Annotated in this window: 9 protein-coding genes; 2 read left to right on the top strand and 7 right to left on the bottom strand. The window is 72.1% G+C overall.

The window, feature by feature from the left end; translation table 11 throughout:
• Window positions 1-1,059, top strand: a 1,059-nt coding sequence (locus ACIQM0_RS38680) for an alpha/beta fold hydrolase (RefSeq protein WP_401295772.1), incomplete at its 5' end; no start/stop codon positions are given.
• A 194-nt stretch (window positions 1,060-1,253) separates the two neighbouring features.
• Here ACIQM0_RS38680 and ACIQM0_RS38675 read toward each other — a convergent pair.
• The 7 genes from ACIQM0_RS38675 to ACIQM0_RS38645 all read right to left on the bottom strand — a co-directional run bounded on the left by ACIQM0_RS38675 (window position 1,254) and on the right by ACIQM0_RS38645 (window position 8,225).
• The gene (locus ACIQM0_RS38675) at window positions 1,254-1,952 is read right to left on the bottom strand and encodes a hypothetical protein (RefSeq protein WP_401295769.1); all 699 of its coding nucleotides are present in this window, start codon (window positions 1,950-1,952) and stop codon (window positions 1,254-1,256) included.
• Between the two features lie 199 nt (window positions 1,953-2,151).
• The gene (gene sbnB / locus ACIQM0_RS38670) at window positions 2,152-3,159 is read right to left on the bottom strand and encodes a 2,3-diaminopropionate biosynthesis protein SbnB (protein ID WP_401295766.1); all 1,008 of its coding nucleotides are present in this window, start codon (window positions 3,157-3,159) and stop codon (window positions 2,152-2,154) included.
• A 44-nt stretch (window positions 3,160-3,203) separates the two neighbouring features.
• Window positions 3,204-4,151, bottom strand: coding sequence for a 2,3-diaminopropionate biosynthesis protein SbnA (gene sbnA, locus ACIQM0_RS38665; RefSeq protein ID WP_401295764.1), 948 nt, complete (start codon window positions 4,149-4,151; stop codon window positions 3,204-3,206).
• The gene (locus ACIQM0_RS38660; RefSeq protein ID WP_363024495.1) at window positions 4,148-5,368 is read right to left on the bottom strand and encodes a glutamate synthase-related protein; all 1,221 of its coding nucleotides are present in this window, start codon (window positions 5,366-5,368) and stop codon (window positions 4,148-4,150) included. The genes sbnA and ACIQM0_RS38660 overlap by 4 nt, the downstream gene beginning before the upstream one ends.
• Complete coding sequence (locus tag ACIQM0_RS38655) at window positions 5,365-6,381, bottom strand: asparagine synthetase A (RefSeq protein WP_401295761.1); 1,017 nt, start codon at window positions 6,379-6,381, stop codon at window positions 5,365-5,367. Before ACIQM0_RS38655 ends, ACIQM0_RS38660 begins: the two co-directional genes overlap by 4 nt.
• Window positions 6,382-6,454: 73 nt before the next feature.
• On the bottom strand, window positions 6,455-7,768 hold the full coding sequence (locus ACIQM0_RS38650; protein WP_401295758.1) for a methylaspartate mutase: 1,314 nt from the start codon (window positions 7,766-7,768) through the stop codon (window positions 6,455-6,457).
• Window positions 7,755-8,225, bottom strand: coding sequence for a cobalamin B12-binding domain-containing protein (locus ACIQM0_RS38645; protein WP_385031410.1), 471 nt, complete (start codon window positions 8,223-8,225; stop codon window positions 7,755-7,757). The genes ACIQM0_RS38650 and ACIQM0_RS38645 overlap by 14 nt, the downstream gene beginning before the upstream one ends.
• A gap of 394 nt (window positions 8,226-8,619) precedes the next feature.
• Here ACIQM0_RS38645 and ACIQM0_RS38640 point away from each other — a divergent pair, with 394 nt between their 5' ends.
• Complete coding sequence (locus tag ACIQM0_RS38640; RefSeq protein ID WP_401295755.1) at window positions 8,620-17,448, top strand: amino acid adenylation domain-containing protein; 8,829 nt, start codon at window positions 8,620-8,622, stop codon at window positions 17,446-17,448.
• Window positions 17,449-17,452: the final 4 nt, after the last annotated feature.

The following is a 17,452-nucleotide window of genomic DNA, read 5'->3' as shown; positions in this document are numbered from 1 at the left end:
ACCACCACCGAACACCTCATCACCACCATCTGGACACACATCCTCGGCATCACCACCATCGGCATCCACGACAACTTCTTCGCACTCGGCGGACAGTCCATCAGCGCGGTGCGCGTGACCTCCCGGATCCGGGAGGCCGGCCTGCGGATCAGCGTTCAGCAGATCATGCGGCATCCCACGGTGGCCGAACTGGCCGCCGTACTGGACACCCAGGAGACCGCGGCCGACGGACTGGTCGTACTGCTCTCGGCCGAAGCCGACCCCGCCCTGCCCCGGCTGTTCTGCGTACACCCCGGCGGTGGGAGCACGCATCCGTACCAGGCGCTCGCGCAGCGCCTGGCCGGGGCGTTCACCGTGTACGGCATCCAGGCGCCGGGGCTGAACGCGGGCGAGTCGCCGCTGGTCGGCTTCGAGGCCATCGCGGAACGCTACTGGCGGGAGATCCGCCGGGTGCAGCCTGAGGGGCCGTGCACGATTCTCGGATGGTCGACCGGCGCTGTGATCGCGCACGCGATGGGGGTGCGGGACCCGCAGGGGGTGGCCGCACTGCTCCTGTTGGAGCCGGCGACGACCGGGGACGACCAGCGGGACCGGTTCCAGCGGCACGCGGAGGTGTACCGCCGGGTGAACGCCCTGTGGCAGCGGGGGCAGGGTGAGACCGGCGCCCAACGCACCCGCACCGAAGGGGAGATGAAGCGCCTGGCCCCGGACATGAACATCGAGGAGACCGCGATCACGCTCGACGAGTGGCTGCCCTACGCGGTGCTGGAGGCCGAGGTGCAGTCGCTCGCCGCCTACCGGCCCGAGCGCTCGACGGCCCCGGCGACGCTGTTCGTCAGCGACACCGTACGCGAAGGCAGCGGCGACGAGGTGCCGCAGGCGCGGTACGTCGCACACTGGCGCGAGCTCTACTCGACGGGTCTGGACATCCGTCCGATGCCGGGTCGCCACATGGAGATGGTCAAGGGCGAGGAGCAGCTGTCCGTGCTGGTCACCGCGGTGCGAGAGGCCGTGACGCACGGCTTCGACCGGGGGGCGGGGCTGCTGCTGCCGGCCTGACGGCTATCGCGCCGCCGGGAGCCGCCCCCCGCTCTCGCGTGCGGATTCCAGGGATCGTTGCCACACGTGATCCCTGACATGTGGCGGCGGGCAGTCCATGCAAGCGCTCGGCTGGAATCTCCAGCCGAGCGCTTTGCGTGTGTCTCTGGTCCACCCTTGGCTCGGATGGAATCGGTGCAGGCCGCCCTGCTGTCTCAGGAAGAGGCCAGAACCGGCAGGTCGGGTGACCTGGCGAGGCCAACCGTCCTGGTCGCATTCCGCGTACCCCGGTGTGTCCGGTCCCGTGGCGTACGGCTCCGCGGGCTTCCACACCTTGGCGTGCTCAGGGCCCGAGTCCGGCGTCCGGGTGTGAAGTCACCGCCGAACACGACCTTGGGGTAGTCCTCGACGATGTCCTTGACCGCCAGCTGATAGTCGTCGCGGTGGTCCAGCGCCGGGAAGTCGTTGTCGGACTCACGCTGCGGGGAGTGCACGTTGCAGAGCCGGAGCTCGAAGTAGTCGGCCGTCGCGCACTGGAACGGCGGGACCAGTGCCGTGCTCGGCTGCAGCATGGGGTGCTTGACCGGATCCGGCAGACCCGCCTTGACCACGATGGCCGTGCCCACGTCGTCGTGGGGGTCCAGCGGCTCGGTCGGGCGGCCCGGCTTGGTCTCGCACGGGCTCACGCTCAGCTTGCCCTTCTCCGACCAGTGGTACGGCGTGCAGTTCGCGCTCCACCCGGGCCCCAGCTGCGTCAGCAGCTCGTTCAGGGTGCTCTGGCAGACCTCCTGCAGGAGCACGGCCTGGACGTACTTGTCCTGGACCTTCTGCTTCAGCAGCGCGACCTTCTGCGCCGTCCGGCGTGCCGTACAGCCGCCCCAGCGGACCACGTCGCACATGGTCCAGCTCAGCACCTGCAGGTCCGTCTACCCGGGCGGAGCCGCCGCCACGCTCCCGCTCGAACCTATAGGGGTGCGTGTCCTCCTCGCCGCACATGCCGGAACGCCCCGGCCCCGGGCACCCTCCGCGTTCTGCGGAGGGTGCCCGGGGCCGGGGCGAAGGACATCGACGTGCGGCGGTCAGCCAGGTCAGGTCAGGTCAGGTCAGGTCAGGTCACCAGCGCGTCAGCTCCGGAAAGAAACCTGGGATTTCGGTCGCTCGGCCGCTTTCCAGCGCGGTCCGGTAGATGTGGCAGCCGACCGCCAGGTCCAGGACGCCGAGACCGAACGGGGAGAAGATGGTGGGGCGGTCCCGGTCGAGGACGGTCTTGCCGCGCAGGACGTCCGCGAGGGTGCCGTCGATGAAGTCGCGGCTGCCGTACTCCGTCTCGGTGAGGTGGGGTGAGGTCTGGGCGGTCAGGCAGTGGTCGATGTCGTCGAGGACGTTGTGGCACTTGATCATGACCGTGGGGTGGATGTCCCGCAGGGACAGGTTCAGGATGAGCTGCTCCGGCAGCAGGGGCTGGCCGTCCGCCAGCCACGGCGCCGGCGCCGTGGTCGCCAGGACCACCAGGTCGGCGGTGGCCAGGGCCGCGTCGACGTCGGAGACGGACCTGGCCCGCCACCCGTGGACCTCGGCCGCGTAGCCGGCGAACTTCTCGGCGTACGAGTCCACATGGTCGTGGACGAGACACTCGCGGACGTTGAGTCCACGGGCCGCGAGGAAGTCGGAGACCGTACGCCCGATGACGCCGGCGCCGACGAAGAGCACCGTGCGGGGCGCGTCGTCGGGGGCCAGGGTCTCCACGGCGAGCGCGGCGGAGGCCGCCGTACGGGCGGCGCTGATGCCGGACGCCTCAAGGCAGGCGAACGGGTAGCCGGTGTCCGCGTCGTTGAGGAGCAGGACCGCGGAGGCGCGGGGCAGGTTCTGCCGCACGTTCTCCGGGTAGCTGGCGATCCACTTCAGGCCGGAGACCGGTGCCTCGCCGCCCAGGTGGGCGGGGAGGGCGATGATGCGGGCGCCGGGGTTCTCGGGGAAGCGCAGGAAGTAGCTGTTGGGGTTCACGGTGTCGCCGCGGCTGTGCCGGAGGTAGGTGTCCCGCACGATCTCCACGATCTCGGACGGCGCGGAGGTGATGACGTCTCGGGTGACGGCACCGTCGATCACATGAAACGCAGACATCGGCATTCCCTTTCGCGGGAGGGGCACGGAGGCGGTGGCGGTGGTCACGCGAGAACGCCGAGGTGTTCTCCCACCCAGGCGTCGTTGTAGACGGTGCCGAGGTAGCGCTCGCCCATGTCGGGTGAGATCGCGGCGATGCGGGAGCCGGTGGGAAACGCGTCGGCGTACTGGCGGATCGCGGCCAGGACGGATCCGGTGGAGCCGCCGACCAGGAGGCCGTGCGTGCGGGCGAGCAGCCGGCACTCGTGGACCGCGTCCTCCTCGGCGACGAGCACGACGTCGTCGGCGAGGCCGGGTTCGAAGAGCTCGGGGACGCGGCTGGCGCCGAGTCCGGGGATGACGCGGCGTCCGGGCGGGGCGCCGAAGATGATGGAGCCGACGGCGTCCACGGCGACGATCCGGGTGTCCGGGGAGAACTCGCGCAGGTACCGGGAGCAGCCGACGAACGTGCCGGTGGAGCCCGCGCCGACGAACAGGTAGTCGATCTTCTGGAGCTCCTTGAGCAGGGCGCACGCGGTCTGCTCGTAGTGGGCGCGGGGGTTGGCCGGGTTGGCGTACTGGTTGAGCCACACCATGGCGGGGTCGGCCTCGACGCGGCGCCGGATGTGGGCGATGCGGGACTGGAGGAAGCCGCCGTTGGCGTCGACCGTGTCCACGACGACGACCTCGGCGCCGAGGGCGCGCATGTGGTCGATGCTGGCCGCGTTGGTGTTGGGGTCGACCACGCAGGTGAAGGAGTACCCCTTGGTGGCGCAGATGGAGCTGAGGGCGATGCCGAGGTTTCCGGAGGATGACTCGATGATCCGGGCCCCGCGGGTGAGGACGCCGCGCTGCTCGGCGTCCTGGACGAGGCTCAGTGCCGTCTTGAGCTTGACGGAGCCGGCCGGGTTGAGCCCCTCGATCTTGAGGAAGACCTCGGTACCCGGTGCCATCCGTGGCAGGCGGACGAAGAGGTCGTCGGTGACCATCTCGTACGTGTGCTCGTAGATCATGACTCGGGCCTCCACAGGTCCTCGGGGCCGGTCTCGTCCGCCGCGTACCTGCCGAGGGAGCTGACGGCCATGCGCATCTCCAGGGCCATGGCGTCCAGGAGGCGTTCGAGTCCGTGTACCGGGTCCTCGTCGGCGGCGACCAGCGCGGCGCGGCCCAGGCCGACGGCGCGGGCGCCCAGGGCGAGGAGTTTCACGGCGCGGATGCCGTCCCAGACGCGTCCGCTGGCGAGCAGGGTGCGGCCGGCGGGTTCGACGCGGCGCAGGCACTCGGCCAGCGGCAGTCCGACATGGCCCAGAAAGCCGGTGGGGGCCCACCCGGTGCCGCCCTCGGCTCCGTCGACGGTGACGGCGTGGGCACCCGCTTCCCAGGCGATGGCGGCTGCGTCGCCGACGTCCCTGCCGGGGAAGAGCTTCACCCAGCAGCGGGCGCGTGGGTAGTTGTTGCGCATGAGCTGGATCTGACGGCGGAAGATCTCGTCGGTGAAGGTGCCGGGGCTGGAGCAGCGCAGGACCGCTCCGTCGTCCGTCAGTCGTTCGACGGCGTACTGGCCGTCGAGGTCGGCGGCGACCGCCTCGCTGATCATCGTGAGGCCGCCGAGGCCGGGCTTGGCGCCCTGGCCGACCTTCATCTCGAAGCCGAGGCGGCCGGAGGCGAGGAGTCCGGAGACAGCGGGTTCGCTGTAGACGTGGTTCCAGACCTCGGAGTCGGCGTCCTCGGTGCTCTGCTGGACGCAGAGGCCGCCGACGCCGTCGGGCAGTTCCTCGCAGTAGGCGAGGATGCGTTCCAGCAGTCCCTTGCGGTGGTCGTCGCCGCTGCTGCGGAAGCCGTTCATCGGGGCGACGTTCTCGCCGATGACCATGGGGATGCCGAGGCGTCCGGCCTGGCGGCTGAGGGCGAGGCTGGTGCCGGCGACGCGGGTGGAGCCGAGGGCCGACACGTACACCGGCAGCGGGGAGTCGAAGCCGCCGAGGGCGGTGGTGAGGCGGACGTCGGAGTAGAGCGGTTCGCGGCCGAGGTCGATGAGCTTGGCGAGGCGGCCGGGCATGAAGACGGGCGGGGCCAGGCGCAGGGTGTCGATGTCGTCGCCCGGTTCGCGGGTTGCCCCGAAGACGGCGGTGCCGTAGCTGTCGAGCGGCGGGAAGACGGCGGCGGCTCCGTCGCGGGCACGGGTGCGGATGTCGTCTTCCGGCAGGCCGGGTGCGGTCAGGTACGTCACGGGGACACGACCCCCGCGAGCTTCGGGAAGGCGGTGGCCTGCCAGACGGAGTCGAGGCCGGCGACCCAGCGGGTGAGGCGTTCCAGCCCGATTCCGAAGCCCGCGCTCCGGGGGATGCCGTGACGGGCGACGTCGAGGTACCAGGCGTACTTGGCGGGGTTCTCACCGGTCTCCCGCATCCGGGTGACCAGGGCGGCGTAGTCGCTCTCGCGCTCGCTGCCGCTGCACAGTTCACCGCAGGACTCGGGTGCGATCAGGTCGAAGTTGAGGAGGGTGCCGGGCTCGGCCGGGCTCTCCTTGTCGTAGAAGCCGCGAGAGCCCTTGGGGTAGCCGACGACAAAGAACGGGGCGTCGGCCTGGCGGGAGATGCGCTCCTCCGCCTCCCACTCGATCTCCGTGCCGGCGGCCTGCGGGTAGCCGTCGCGGCGCAGCCGCTCGACGACCTCGCCGTGCGGCACGCGGGCGAACGGCCGGGCGACGAACCGGCGCAGCGTCTCTGGGTCGCGGTCCAGTACGGCCAGCTCTGCGCCGCACTCGTCGGCGACGGTGGTGACCGCGTGGCGGACGAGACCCTCGGCGATGTCCATGGCGTCGTCGCGGCCGGCGCCCGCGTACTCGACGTCGATCTGCCGGAACTCGGCGAGGTGACGGCGGGTCGTGCTGGTCTCCACGGGTTCCAGGCGGACGTTGGGCGCGACGAGGAAGATGCGGTCGTACGCCAGCAGGGACGCCTGCTTGTAGAGGATGGCGCTGGTCATCAGCTTGTAGCTGTGTCCGTAGTAGTCGACGTCGACCTGCTTGGCGCCGCGCGAGCCGGGGTCGGTGACGGGGCCGATGATCGGGTGGGCCATTTCCACCGCGTCGTCGGCACGCAGATAGGCGCGGGCACCCGCGACCAGGGCCTGCTGGATGCGCAGGGCCGCCCTGGTGCGCGGGTCGCGCAGGTGTTCCAGCGGCGAGGGCAGGGCGGGAGCGGCGGCGAACGCCAGGGGGTGGTCGATCTGGAGTGTCATGTCGGTCCTTGTCCGGTCGACGTACGGTTCACCGGCCCGAAAGGGGCCTTGGGAGGGGGAGGGTGACGTGTGGTCAGCTGGCCCGCGCGAGCGAGGCGGCGGGCGCGTCGTAGCGGTTCTTGACGTGATGCAGTGCGCCCATCAGTCCCGACGAGGTCAGGCGGCGGGAGCGGTGCACGGTGGCGGTGGGGCCGAGCGGCAGCGATCCGGTGCGGGACCACTCCAGCCGGCCCTGCTCGGTGATGACGCTGCGGGTGCGGCCCGCGTTGTCGGGGTGCAGGCAGAAGGGGACGTCGAGGTAGCCACGGGCGAAGGCCCGGATCAGCGCCTGCCCCACGTCGGTGTGCAGCCCGAGGACGGCCTCCACGAGAGCACGGGCCTCCTGCTCGATGCCGGTGGACGGCGGTGGCGCGGTGCGCCGCACGGAACGCGCGGCGCTCGTGGCCGTCTCCAGCGCCGTGACGTTCTCGTCGATCGACGGAATGCGGGCGGCCTCGGCTGCCGTCTTGACGATGAGGCGCGCGGCTCCGGTCCGCACCGCGAGCCGGGCGGCGTCCGACACGAGGGACAGCGCGCCGGACCTGGTCTCCGGGTAAACCCCCATGTAGGCGTAGACGACCACGTGCCAGGAGGTGTCCGGGAGGTGGTCGGCGGCCAGGGCGCGCAGGGCGTGAACAGCCTCCTCGTCCTGCTCCGCGCTGGTCTGCTGGGCGTAGCTCAGGGAGACGCTGCGCAGACCGTGCTGCCGGAAGAACATCCCTTCCAGTACGGAGAGGGCGATGAGCAGCGAGGGCGGGCAGAGCTGGCCCAGCATGCAGCCTCCGAAACTCTCCAGGTGCGGTTCGACACCGGACGCCCGGAGCGCGGCGAGCGTGCGGCACGCCTCGCGCCATGCCTGTACGGACGTGGCGAGCGGGGTGCGCCCGTAGGGCAGGCAGTAGGAGACGGGGCCGCCCTCTGTGGCGTCGAGTCCGGCGTCGATCAGTGCCTCGACGATGCGGCCGGGCTGCGCGGAGCCGTGCCGCACCTGGACGGGGAAGTCCTCGCCGCGGACGCGGTCGAGCAGCCCGGTGGTAGTGGCGACGGGCATGCTCACGAGCGGGTAGCCGTTGAGCGGGTACCCGTGGGCAACGGCGCGGGCGGCGGCCGCGTAGTCCCCGACGCGGGTGAAGCTGTCGAGGGTGAGGGTGCCGACGGTGGTGGCGGCGGCGCCACGGGTGGCGAGCAGCCCGGCGCGCATCCTGGCGGGGTCCGCGAACCCCATGCGGGGCTGGACGACGAGCGTGCCGGAGCGTGCGGCCTCGTCCATGAAGCGGTGGAAGGCGCCACCGGGGGCGGGTCCGGTGAGCGGTGTCGCGCTGCCGGCGGCGGGGTCAGCGGGCGGCATCGGCGTAGGCCCTTCCTTGCCCGCGCTGCGACAGGGAGTCGAGCAGGGCAAGCAGCCGCGGTACGGCGTTCGGCCCGGTCAGGACAGCGTCGAAGCCGGCCTCTGTGAGCGCGGGATGGGCGTCGGGGCCGGTGGACCCCTCGGTGTCGAGCTTGCCGCCGATGACGAGCGGTACCCGGGCCAGGGCGGGCACGGCACGCACCGCGCGGGCCAGGGCCGGGGCCTCCTCTGCACCGTGGCCGTTGACGGTGCTCACGACGATGAGGCCGGGGAGCCGCGCGGCGGACTCGGTGACCAGGACATCGACCGGGACGCAGGCACCGAGGTTGGTGACCTCCCATCCCTGTTCCTCCAGCATGAGCTGGAGGAACAGCAGGTTCCAGGTGTGCGCGTCCGAGGGGATGGTGCTCAGGACCACGTGGGGCGGGCTCTCCGGGGGCTGGTGACGCAGGTACACGACCGGCTTTCCTCTCGACACCGTAGGCGGCCGCGATCGTTGCGATCGGGCCGGTCACCCGCGGCAGGCCCCGCCGCGACCGAGTCCCCCACGTCCCTTTCGCACGGGAGCGTTCGGCGGCGCTTCGGGAGCCGGCTCCGGGCGTCCGGGCTGTCGGCGAGTGACGTCGTCCATCGTGGCCAGCGGCGTTCCGTCGCGGCACTGGGCACTTGTGGCCAGCCCCCGAGGCGTCACTTGTGCCCACTGGGGGCGCCCGCGCACGGCTCCTAACGTGCTCACCGCGGACATCCTTCGGGCGCCGGTGGTCACGGTGCCGCCTCAGAAGTGCTGTGGCCGCCTGTACCGCACGAACTGCTTGTACCGCTGACAACGTGCTGACGATGGGGAGTGAACGGTGGCTGATCACCAGGTGGAGGAGTGGCGGCACGCGCTGGCGGGCCTGGAGCCCCTGGAGCTGCCGGCGGACCGGCGCCCGGCGGACGACGGGCCGGGTCCCTCGGACCGGATCCTCTTCGACGTACCCGCCGTGACGGCACAGGCGCTGTCCGCGATGGCGCACGAGCGGGGGACGGAGCTTTCGACGGTCCTGCTGACGGTGTTCCAGACGCTGCTGGCACGGTACGCGGGCCGGGGTGATGTCCCGGTGGTGGTGCGGGACGACGACGGACAGGCACGGGCCGTACGGGGCCCGGGCGGCGACCCGCCGTTCGAGGACGCGCTGACGCACATCGCGACGGCCGTACGAGCGCGCCGCGGCCTGCCGTACGCGCAGCTCGCGGAGGCGGCCGGCGGTGCGCTGGACGATGCCCCGCGGTTCGCGTGGCACCCGGCGGGCGAGACGCCGGCCGTGCTCACGCCCGGGGCACAGGTCGCCCTGGAGCTCGCCGCCGACGGCGACGCGCTGCGCGGTGTGCTGGGCTACCGCACGGACCTGTTCGACCGGGCCACGGCGGAGCGTCTGGCCGACCACTTCGTCGTCCTCGCCCGGTCCGCCGCCGAGGAACCTCAGACGCGGCAGGCCGCGCTGGAGATGCTGACCGCGACGGAGCGGACACGGATTCTCACCGAGTGGAACGGCCGCACGTCCGCGTTCCCGGACACGTCGACCGTCCACCGGCTGGTCGGGGAGCGGGCCGCCCGGCAGCCGGACGCGGTCGCCCTGGAGCACGGCGGGCGGCTCCTGACCTACCGCGCGCTGGACGAGCGGGCGAACCGGCTCGCGCACCACCTCCGCGAGCGGGGCGTCGGACCCGGCGCGCTGGTCGCGGTCTGCCTGGACCACGGCCCGGATCTGGTGTGCGCCCTGCTCGGGGTGCTCAAGTCCGGTGCCGCGTATGTGCCGTTGGACCCGTCCTATCCGGCCGAGCGGCTGCGCTACATGGTCGGTGACAGTGCGGCGCCCGTGGTGATCACCGAGTCCGCACACGCCGGCCTGTTCGAGCCGGGGTCCGAACTGCTGCTCACCGACGGCGGTTGGCCGGACGGCGACGGCTCGGCCCCGGAAGTCGGGACGGGCCCCGGCGACCTGGCCTACGTCATCTACACCTCGGGCTCGACGGGCCGCCCCAAGGGTGTCCGTGTGGCGCACCGGGGCGTCGTCAACTACCTGCACTGGTGCGACCGCAACTACCCGGCCGCGCCCGGTGCCGAGATCGGCTCGCTGCTGTGCTCGTCGGCGGCGTTCGACCTGACGGTCACCGCGCTGTTCCTGCCGCTGCTGCAGGGGCTGCGGCTGGTGATCCCGAGTCCCGGTCCGGGGCAGACGGTCTTCGACGTGGCCGTGGACCTCGTGGCGACCGGTGCGCGGGTCAGCTTCCTCAAGGCGACCCCCTCCCATCTGGAGCTGCTGACCGCACGGCTGGAGCGGGACGGGGTGCGGCACCGCATCACGACGGTGGTGGCGGGCGGCGAGGACCTGACACCGGCGTTGACGCACCGGGTGCTGGCGAGCGGAGCGGACGGCACCGCCGTCGTCAACGAGTACGGGCCGACCGAGGCGACCGTGGGCAACGTGGTCAGCCGGACGGTGTCGGTGGACCCGGCGGCGGACCACGTACCGATGGGCCGTGCGATCGACAACACCGAGGTGTTCGTGGTCGGCGCACACGGCGAGGTCCAGCCCATCGGCGTGCCGGGCGAGTTGCTGATCGGCGGCGTGAACGTGGCCCTCGGCTATCTGGGGCGGCCCGATCTGACGGCAGAGCGGTTCGTGCCGCACCCGTTCTCGGCGGATCCGGACGCCCGGGTGTACCGCACCGGGGACCTGGTGAAGTGGCTGCCGGACGGGCGGCTGGTCTACCTCGGCCGGATCGACGACCAGGTCAAACTGCGCGGCCACCGGGTGGAGTTGGGCGAGATCGAGAACGCCCTGCTGGCCCGGTCGGGCGTGGCGGCGGCGACCGTCGTGGTCCGTGAGGACGTCCCGGGCGACAAGCGCCTGGTGGCGTACCTGGTGCCGGCGGGCGGGGCCGGTCCGGCGGTGCCCGAACTGCGCCGGGCCCTGGCGCGGGATCTGCCGGAGCACATGGTGCCCGCCCGGTACGTGATGTTGGAGCGGCTTCCTCTGACGCCGAACGGCAAGGTGGACCACAAGGCACTGCCCGCGCCGCAGGGCCACCGCCCGGAGCTGTCCGTGGCGTACACGGCGCCCGGCACTCCGAATCAGGTGGCGGTCGCCGGAATCTGGGCCGAGTTGCTGGGCGTGGACCCGGTGGGCATCGACGACGACTTCTTCGAGCTGGGCGGGCACTCCCTGCTGGCCGCCCGGGTCGTCTCCCGGCTGCGCCGGGACCTGGGCGTGGAGGTGTCCCACCGCACCCTGTTCGAGGCGCGGACCCCGGCGCTGCTGGCGGCCGCCGTCGACGCGCTCACCCCGGGCACGGTGACGGCGATGACGCGCGCGGACCGGTCGACGGGGCGGCTTCCGCTGTCGTTCGCCCAGCAACGGCTCTGGTTCCTGGACCAGTTGGATCCGGGGCGAGCGGAGTACGTCGTCCCGGCCGGGCTGCGGGTCACGGGCCGCTTCGCACCGGAGGTGTTCGGAGCCGCGCTGACGGCGCTGGTGGCCCGGCACGAGATCCTGCGGACCCGATTCGTGGCGGACGGCACGGGCCGGCCGGTCCAGATCGTCGACGTGCCGCGAGAAGTGTCCGTGGACGTGCGCGACGCACGGGGCCTCGGTGGCGACGCGGCGCCCGGCATCCTCCGCGAGGCGGCGGGAACGCCGTTCGACCTGGCGACGGGGCCACTCCTGCGGGCGGTGGCGGTACGTGTCGCCGATGAGGAGTGGCTGCTGCTCATCGCCCTGCACCACATCGTCTCCGACGGCTGGTCGGAGGGCGTCCTGGCACGGGAACTGCGGGAACTGTACGGAGCAGCGGTCGCGGGCCGTGCGGCGGAGCTCGTACCGCTGGAGCTCCAGTACGCGGACTTCGCGGCGTGGCAGCGTGCGACCCTGGACGGGCCGGCGCTGGACGGACAGGCGGCGTACTGGCGCGACCGGCTCGCCGGCCTCCAGACGCTGGAGCTGCCGGCCGACCACCGCCGCCCGGCCGAACGGTCCGGCCGCGGTGACGCGGTCGCCTTCACCGTGCCCGCCGACGTGGTCGACGCCGCCCGGCGGATGGGGGCGGGGCACGGCGCGAGCCTGTTCATGTCGCTGCTGGCGGTGTTCCAGCTGCTCATGGCGGAGTACAGCGGGCAGGAGGACATCACGGTCGGCAGCCCGGTCGCGGGCCGCGGCCGGGCCGAGACGGAGGAGCTGATCGGCTTCTTCGTGAACACCCTCGTGATGCGCACCGACCTGTCCGGCGACCCGAGTTTCGGTGCCCTGCTCGACCGGGTCAGGGACACCGCGCTCGGCGCGTACGACCACCAGGATCTGCCGTTCGAACGGCTGGTGGAGGAACTGGCGCCGGAGCGGGACCTGTCGCGCACCCCGCTGTTCCAGACCATGTTCGTGCTCCAGAACACACCGGACGGGAACGCGTGGGGGCTACCGGGACTTGAGGTCGAGCCGTTCGCGGTGCGGGCGGAGGAGGCCAAGTTCGACCTGACGCTGTTCCTCACCGAACGGTCCGACGGTTCGCTCGACGGAAACCTCGTGTTCGCCGTGGACCTGTTCGAACACGCGACGGCGAGACGGCTGGCCGGTCACTTCACCACGCTGCTCGAAGCGGCGGTCTCGGGCCAGGGACAGCGGCTGTCGGAGCTGGGGGTGCTGGCCGGCGCCGAACGCCGGCGCGTGCTGACCGAGTGGTCAGGGGTGGCGTCCCTCTCCCCGGACACCGACATGACGGCGCACCGGCTCGTCGAGGAGCGCGCCGCGCGACTGCCCGGAACGGCAGCGGTGCTGTCGGAGACCGGAGGGCTGACGTATCGGGAGCTGAACGAGCGTGCCAACCGGCTCGCCGGACATCTGCGGTCACTCGGCGCCGGGCCCGGCCGGGTGGTCGCCGTCCTCCTGGAACGCGGGCCCGACCAGATCACCGCACTGCTCGCGGCGCTCAAGTCGGGGGCCGCGTACCTGCCTCTGGACCCGGAGCTACCGGCCGAGCGTCTCGCGTTCATGATCGAGGACTCCGGAGCGGCGCACGTGGTGACCGACTCCGCGCACACGGCCCGGCTGCCCCGCACGCCCCACCGCTTCCTCACCGACCGCGACTGGCCGCGGATCCAGGATCTGGCGGCACACGACCCACAACCCGCCGCCACCGCGCACGACCTGGCCTATCTGATCTACACCAGCGGCTCCACCGGACGCCCCAAGGGCGTACAGATCGAGCACCGCAGCCTGGTCAACCTGATCCACTGGACGGTGGAAGGTTTCGGCGCGGCGGCGGGCCGCCGGGTCGCCCATCTCGCCGGTATCGGCTTCGACGCCGCGGCGTGGGAGCTGTGGCCCGCGCTGGCCGCCGGCGCCACCGTGTGCGTCCCCGACGAAACGGTGCGGCGCACACCGGAGTTGCTCCAGCGCTGGCTGGCCGACCGGCGGGTGCACGGCACGTTCCTCTCCACGCCCATGCTGGAGGCGCTGGCCGCACTCGACTGGTCGGAGCCGACCTCGCTGGCCTACGTACTCACCGGCGGTGACGCGCTCCGGCTGCCGTCCGGGCTGCGACTGCCGTTCCGCGTCGTCAACAACTACGGGCCGACCGAATCGACCGTGGTCACGACGTCCGCCGAGGTGGAACCGGGGGTACCGGTGCCGCCGATCGGCCGGCCGGTACGCAACACCGTCGTCTACGTCGTCGACCGGCACGACAAGCCGCTCCCGATCGGCATCCCGGGCGAACTCCTGGTCGGTGGTGCCGGGTTGGCGCGCGGCTACCAGGGTCTGCCGCAGCAGACGGCGGAGCGGTTCGTCACGGTGGACGTCGACGGCACACCCCGGCGGGTCTACCGCACGGGAGACAGGGTGCGGTGGCTGCCCGACGGGCAGCTGGAGTTCCTGGGACGGCTCGACGACCAGGTCAAGCTGCGGGGTCACCGCATCGAACCGGGCGAGATCGAGTCGGTGCTGCTGGCCGGCCCCGACGTCACGGCCGCGACCGTCGTCCTGCGCGAGGACATCCCGGGTGACAAGCGCCTGGTGGCGTACGTCGTACCGGACGGGCAGGCACCGACCGCCGAGGAACTGCGCGCCCGGCTGCGCCGCGAGCTGCCCGCCTCCATGGTGCCGTCCGCCTTCGTGGTGCTGGACCGGCTGCCGCTCACCCCGAACGGCAAAGTGGACCGGCGTGCGCTGCCCGCACCCGGCCCCCGCTCGCACGAGGACGACGTCGCGCCGCGCACACCGGCCGAACGTGCGGTGGCAGCGGCCTGGTCGGAGGTGCTGGGCACCGACGTCACCGGTGTCGACGACAACTTCTTCGAGCTGGGAGGCCACTCCCTGCTGGCCACCCAGGTCACCTCGCGACTGCGGACGGCGCTCGGCGTGGAGGTGCCGGTACGGGCCCTGTTCGCGGCGCCGACGGTCGCCGCGCTGGCGGCCGTCGTGGCGGAGCTCGACACGGACGGCGCGGATCGCATCACGCCCGCCGCCCGGACCGGTGGTCCGCTGCCACTGAGCTCCGCCCAGCAGAGGCTGTGGTTCCTGGATCAGCTGGAGCCGGGGCGCGCCGAGTACGTCGTACCGTTCGCGCTGCACGTCCGTGGCGTACTGGATGTGAAGGCGCTGGACGCGGCGCTCACCGCCATGGTGGCACGGCACGAAATCCTGCGGACCCGGTTCGTCTCCGAGGACGGCGAGCCGGGGCAGCTCATCGACCCGCCGGCACCGGTGGGAGCGACCGTCCACGACCTGCGCCATATTGCCGATCCGGAGGAACGGCACGCGGCGGCACGGCGGTTCGCGGAGGCCGAGGCAGGCCGGCCGTTCGATCTGGCGACGGGCCCGTTGCTGCGCGCCCACCAGGTACGGCTCGCCGACAACGAGGCGTTCCTCCTGCTGACGGTGCACCACATCGCCGCCGACGGATGGTCGGAGGGAGTCATGGCGCGGGAGCTGCGCGAGAACTACCGGGCGGCGGTATCAGGGGTGGCGCCGACCGGTCTGCCCGAACTACCGCTGCAGTACGCGGACTTCTCCGTGTGGCAACGGGAGCGGCTGACCGGTGACGTACTGGAAGGGAAACTGGCCTACTGGCGGGACCGGCTCACCGGGCTGGAGCCGCTGGAGCTGCCGAGCGACCACCGCCGTCCGGCGGGTCGGCCCGAAGGCGGCTCCACCGTGTCGTTCGAGGTGCCGGCCGAGGTCGCCACGCGACTGCGGGCTGCGGCGACGGCGAACGACGCGAGCCTGTACATGGTGCTCCTGGCGGTGTTCCAGGTGCTTCTGGCGAAGTACAGCATGCAGGACGACATCGCGGTCGGCAGCCCGATCGCCGGCCGCAACCGGGCCGAGACCGAGGATCTGATCGGCTTCTTCGTCAACACCCTGGTGATGCGCACCGACCTGTCCGGCGACCCCGCCTTCACCGAGCTCATCGACCGGGTCAAGGACACGGCGCTCGGCGCGTACGACCACCAGGACCTTCCCTTCGAGCGCCTGGTGGAGGAGCTGGCGCCCGACCGCGATCCTTCGCGCAACCCGCTGTTCCAGATCCTGTTCGCCCTGCAGAACGTGCCGGACGGCCACACGTGGAGCCTGCCGGGGCTGGAGGTGGAGCCGTTCGCGGTGACGCTGCCGGATGCCAAGTTCGACCTGAGCCTGATGATGTCCGAAGGCCCGGCCGGTGGCCTGCGCGGGACCCTGGAGTACCGCACCGACCTCTTCGAGCGGGACACCGTCGACCGGCTGGCCGGCCACTTGGGCACGCTGCTGGCCGCGGTGGCCGGCGCCCCCGGCGCCCGGCTGTCGCAGCTGTGCATGCTCCCCCCCGCCGAGCGGCGGAGGTCACTCGTCGAGTGGAACGACACCGCCGCCGCCTATCCGGACACGGCCACCCTGCACGGCCTCTTCGAGGAGCGGGCGGCCCGGCAGCCGGACACCGTGGCCGTCGAGTGGCCGCAGGGCGCACTGACGTACGGCGAACTGAACGCGCGCGCCAACCGGATCGCCCACCACCTGCGGACCCGGTACGGGACCCGGCCGGACATGCCGGTGGCGGTGTGTCTGGACCGCGGGGCCGATCTGGTGACGGCGGAACTGGCGGTGCTGAAGGCCGGGGCGGCGTACGTACCGCTGGACCCGGAGTACCCCGTCGAGCGGCTGGCGTACATGGTGCGGGACACGCAGACCCCGGTCGTCCTCACCCACGCCGCGCACGCGGACCGGATACCCTCCGGCGTCCCCCTGCTGCTGCTCGACGCGTGCGACGCCGAAGGGGGCCCGCTGGACGGCGAGCCGGTCACCGACCCGGAGCCCGCCGCCGCCCCGCACAACCTGGCCTACCTCATCTACACCAGCGGGTCCACCGGCCGGCCCAAGGGTGTACAGGTCGAGCACCACAGCGTGATCAACCTGGTCCACTGGACGGCGAGCGAGTACGGTCTCGAGCCGGGGCAGCGGATCGCGCTGCTCGCGGGGATCGCGTTCGACGCGGCGGCGTGGGAACTGTGGCTCGGCCTCACCCGGGGTGCGACCTGCTGCGTCACCACCGAGAGGGTCCGGCTCACCCCGCAGCTGCTGCGGGACTGGCTGAGCGAGCAGGGCGTCCACGCCACGTTCCTGTCCACGCCGATGCTGGAGTCGCTGTCGGCGCTCCACTGGGGCCCGGACAGCACCCTCGACTACGTACTGACCGGCGGCGACCGGCTGCGGATGCCACCGCGCACCCGCCTGCCGTTCCGCGTGGTCAACAACTACGGCCCCACGGAGTCCACGGTCGTCGCCACCTCCACGGTGTGCGCCCCCGGGGACACCGTTCCGCCGATCGGCCGGCCGGTCGCCAACACCCGGTGCTTCGTGGTGAACCAGCACGGCACTCCGCAGCCGGTCGGCGTTCCCGGTGAACTCCTGGTCGGTGGAGTGCAGGTGGCGCGCGGATATCTGGGACGCCCTGATCTGACGCGGGAGCGGTTCGTCCCCTTCGAGGCCGAGGAGGTGGGCGGCCGGGTGTACCGCACCGGCGACCTGGTGCGGTGGCGGCCCGACGGGCAGCTGGAGTTCCTGCGCAGGATCGACCACCAGGTCAAGATCCGCGGCAACCGCATCGAACTGGGTGAGGTGGAGGCCAACCTGATCACCCATCCCGGTGTCGGCGAGGTCGCCGTGATCGTCCGCGAGGATGTGCCCGGCGACAAGCGGCTGGTGGCCTACCTGGTGGCCGCGGGACCGGACGCCCCGAGCATCACTGACCTGCACGCGCACCTCGGGCGCCACCTGCCCGACTACATGGTCCCGGCGGCGTTCATGATGCTGGAGCGACTGCCGCTGACCGCGAACGGCAAGGTGGACCGGGCTGCGCTGCCGGTCCCCGACGGCAGGCGGCCGGACCTCGGAACGTCCTACACGGCGCCGCGCAACACCGTCGAACGGCACATCACGGCCGTCTGGACGGAGCTCCTGGGCATCGAACGCATCGGCGTCCACGACAACTTCTTCCAGCTGGGCGGGCATTCGCTGCTCGCCACTCAGGTCGCGTCACGGCTGCGGAAGGCGTTGCGGGTCGACGTACCGGTACGGGCGGTGTTCGACCACCCGACCCCCGCCGAACTGGCTCAGAACATCGCGGACCTGATGATGGCGGCGATCAACGCACAGTTCGCGCCGGCCGGATGACGGC

Origin of the sequence: Streptomyces sp. NPDC091387, from assembly GCF_044756945.1 — a bacterium.
GTDB lineage: Bacteria > Actinomycetota > Actinomycetes > Streptomycetales > Streptomycetaceae > Streptomyces.
The sequence above is the reverse complement of the archived record's forward strand: the minus strand, read 5'-3'. Positions and strand labels throughout refer to the sequence as shown.

Coding starts and splice junctions, on each gene's coding strand:
- sbnB (WP_401295766.1), bottom strand. CDS start 3,159: ATGTCTGCGTTTCATGTGATCGACGGTGCCGTCACCCGAGACGTCATC.
- sbnA (WP_401295764.1), bottom strand. CDS start 4,151: ATGATCTACGAGCACACGTACGAGATGGTCACCGACGACCTCTTCGTC.
- ACIQM0_RS38655 (WP_401295761.1), bottom strand. CDS start 6,381: ATGACACTCCAGATCGACCACCCCCTGGCGTTCGCCGCCGCTCCCGCC.
- ACIQM0_RS38650 (WP_401295758.1), bottom strand. CDS start 7,768: ATGCCGCCCGCTGACCCCGCCGCCGGCAGCGCGACACCGCTCACCGGA.